Origin of the sequence: Streptomyces sp. NPDC014894 (assembly GCF_043080985.1) — a bacterium.
Taxonomy (GTDB): Bacteria; Actinomycetota; Actinomycetes; order Streptomycetales; family Streptomycetaceae; genus Streptomyces.
Map to the genome: position 1 here is coordinate 1 of NZ_JBIBWD010000049.1, position 2,685 is coordinate 2,685.

At 67.2% G+C, this 2,685-nt stretch carries 1 protein-coding gene and 1 pseudogene; one reads left to right on the forward strand and one right to left on the reverse strand.

The annotated features are described in order from the left end of the window. Positions 1–2,216, reverse strand: a pseudogene (locus tag ACF089_RS35845) (hypothetical protein); the annotation flags it as partial. Positions 2,217–2,410: 194 nt separating this feature from the next. On the opposite strand from ACF089_RS35845, the gene ACF089_RS35850 reads away from it, so the two are divergent. Continuing rightward, positions 2,411–2,685: hypothetical protein (locus ACF089_RS35850; RefSeq protein ID WP_392036407.1), on the forward strand; the 275-nt coding region annotated here is incomplete at its 3' end.

The window sequence follows — 2,685 nt, forward strand, 5'->3', positions numbered from 1 at the left end:
TTGATCCGATACCGCGAGAACGGCGGCAGACCCTCCACACCGTCGACCCGGTTGTCCAGCTGCACACCCGCGAACGACACCTTCGGCATCGACGCCGAACCACCCGCGCCATGACCCGTCCGCGTGATCGAGTCCAGCCACAGCGCCGGAGACGTACCGTCACCCGTCGCCGGATACGAACTCTCCAGCGCCCACGAGTCCACCGTCTTCAGCGCCGCCCCGGCCAGCACCTGCGTCGTGATCTTCACCAGACGCTTCGTCGACCAGAACGTCGGCGAATACTTGTCCGTGCACTTCGCCCCCGCCACACACTCCTGATCCAGCGGAGTGTCCGGCCAGTGCTTCGCGTTCGCCTTCGTCCGCTTCGACTCCGCACAGTCGAACGTCGCACTCGGCACACACCGCTCAGCCACCGAGAACAGAACCCGGCCCGCCGGCAGACCCGTGAACAGAGCCTCCGCCCGCTGACCGTAATCGATCCGCGCCAGACGCGCCGCCCGGTCATACTGAACCTGCTGATCGGCCTTCTGATTCAGACCGTAGAAATTGGTGTCCTTCTCCCACCAGAGCGTCATCGCGTCGCCCAGCGGATCCACCACATAGTCCAGATTCCACCGGTACGCCTGCGCGCACTCGGAATCCGTGAACAACGTCGCATGACACGGCTCACCCGGATGATTGCCCACCACCGGAACCGTCTGCACCGAATTCGTCCGCTTGTCAGCAGGCGCACCCGGCAGCTTGTTCAGACCGAAGTGATACTGAACACCGTCCGTACCCGTGACGACCCAGTATTCGCCGTCCTTGCCGCCATTGGCAGCACCCGTCTTGCGCTCGACGCGGGTCCCGTCGTCATCGGCGGGACGCCACGATCCGTTCTGGTCCTTGACGAGTTCGGTGCTGTTGCCGCCGAGCGACATCACCACATGGTCGGAGCCGTAGCAGAGGTCGCCGCTGTCGCCCTTGTTGTTGGGCTTCTTGCCGTCCTCCTCGGCCTTGTCGTCGGAGCAGGAGCGGAACCGGCGCTCGATGAAGCCCGGCTCGTAGTCCCAGCCCTCGGCGATCCACGACGACTGACCGTTCGTCGAAGCGGTGCGGCCGTCGACCGCCTGTGAGGAGTACGACAGCGCGATCTCGGGCTGCGGACCGCCCGGGACCTCCTGGGCCTCGATCGGATACGTCCACGAGAACCCGCCGGACGAACTGCCGGCCATCCAGGAACCCGACTGCGACAACGATGTCGCGCCATGGTTGCCACCAGGGCCGGAGGCCGCGGCGGTGGCGGCAAGCACCCTCGGCGCGGCGGCGCTGCGGGCCTTCTTGGCCACGCCGAGGTCGACGGTCGCGCTGACCGTGGTGGCCTCGGGGTCGTTGGAGCCCTTCAGCTCGGTCGGGGTGCGGCACTCGGACTTCTCCGGAGTCGTCAGCGCACACGCCGGCAGCTCCACCAGCCGCAGCCGCGAACCCCAGTCACCGCCGAAGCTGTCCTTGATCGAGAGGTAGTCCAGCTCGACGTCGACGATGCCCGACGCGGCGTCAGAGGTGCGCGAGGCCGCGGGGGCCGCCGTGAACAGCACGCCCTCGACGCCCGCGGCGCGAGCAGCCTTCGCGTCCTTCACCTGCACCCGGGCCGTCGTGCCCGGCTCGGCCGGCTTCGCGGTCCCGTCCTGCGCGGCGGCGTCGGACTGCGCGCTCCGGGCCTTCGCCGACGTGGCCTCGGCGGCCTTCGGCTTCGCGTCCTTCGACTTCGCGTCCTTGGGCTGTGCGTCCTTGGGCTGCGTGGCCTTCGGCTTCGCGGGCGCGGCGGCCTTCGCGGGAGCCTTGGCCTCGCGGAGCCGCACCGGCACCTTGGCGAAAGGTTCCTTCGCCGTGTCGAGCGCCTCACCCGCAGGTGCGCCGAGCGCGGAACGCGCCGCCTTGGCGGGAGCGTTGCCCTGGGCGTCGGCGACGGGGACCACGTACTCCCCGGCGGGTATCCGCCCGGCGACCGGCTTCCAGTCCTTCTCCGCCTCGTTCTTGACCGCGGGTCGCTTGCGGTCGAAGTCCCGTCCGGAGACGGAACGTTCCTGCTTCAGCTCGTCCAGGTCCGCACCGCCGCCGGCGGCGATGGCTGGATCATCCGGAACGAAGTTGATCATAAGCGCCATGAAGACGACAAATGACACGGATCTATGCCAGTGCCCCAAATAGCGCAACTGACGCAAGAGTTGTTGCACGAACCTTCCCATCCTACACAGATCTACATACGAGCAAAGTGACCCTAGGGTGCGAAAATCCCCCAAGCAACTTCGGTAGAAGGGCGACATAATCCCCTCAATGAAGATAAAGCGCGCGAAACTTGCATGTGAGTGACGTGTACTGTTCCGCCGACGTTGCTCTTGAAGCAGAAGGGATCATGGGGTTTCCGTCCATGTCAGACATACCTGTGAAGAGACGAGCGACCGGGCGCACCGCCCGTGCGGCGATCGCCGCCGTGTTCGTCGGAGGCACGCTGGGGCTCACTCCCCTCGGCCTCACCCCCTCGGCCGCCGCCGATACGAAGGCGTCCGAGACGAAGGCTCCCGGGACCGGGGCCCCCAGCGCGCCCGCCGGCTCGGAGGAGCATGCGCTGGAGAGGGCCAAGCGGACCGGTGAGCCGGTCGAGGTGCTGTCCTCGCGCACCGAGATCAGCGAGACCCACGCGCT